The following is a 693-nucleotide window of genomic DNA, read 5'->3' as shown; positions in this document are numbered from 1 at the left end:
AATCAAAATAGGACCAATAATGGTTGCTTCACCAAGCTCTTGCAACATTTTACTTGCTATAGAAGACGCATGATATCCAGGCATCACCAAAATGTTAGCAGGTTCCGTTAATCCCATAAAGGGATATTGCTGCATCAATTTCACATTAAGCGCTACATCAGCACTTATTTCTCCATCAAATTCAAAATCAGCCCTGCGTTCACGCAAAATATTAACGGCATCTTGAATATGGCGCGTAACCTGTCCTTTCATATAACCAAAAGTAGAAAATGCCACAAATGCCACCCGTGGTTGATACCCCAATCCACGAACAAAAGAAGCTGTCTGTTCGGCTATATGCGCAAATTCTTCGGCGTTAGGATTCTCATAAACAGCTGTATCGGCAATAAACACAGTTCGTCCACGACAAATGGCCATTGAAATACCAATTAACCGTTCTCGCGGTTTTTCATCAATCACCCGACGAATATCAATCAACGCTGTTTCATAATTGCGTGTAACCCCTGTAACCATTGCATCAGCATCCCCTAATGCCACCATACAAGCAGCAAAATAATTGCGATCATTATTGATGCGACGATGACAATCACGCAACAGCCAACCTTGACGCTGCATTTTTTTATAAAGATAATTCGCGTAAGCATCCAAACGACAAGAGAGCTTGGCGTTCATAACAGAAATGCCTTCACGCTC

Annotated in this window: 1 protein-coding gene; it reads right to left on the bottom strand. The window is 41.8% G+C overall.

All coding sequences use genetic code 11. The features are described 5' to 3' along the window. Positions 1-693, bottom strand: a 693-nt coding sequence (locus tag ACFINS_RS10405) for a phosphate acyltransferase (protein ID WP_375706228.1), incomplete at both ends; no start/stop codon positions are given.

The organism is Bartonella sp. AA2SXKL, assembly GCF_042197205.1.
Taxonomy (GTDB): Bacteria; Pseudomonadota; Alphaproteobacteria; order Rhizobiales; family Rhizobiaceae; genus Bartonella.
The sequence above is the reverse complement of the archived record's forward strand: the minus strand, read 5'-3'. Positions and strand labels throughout refer to the sequence as shown.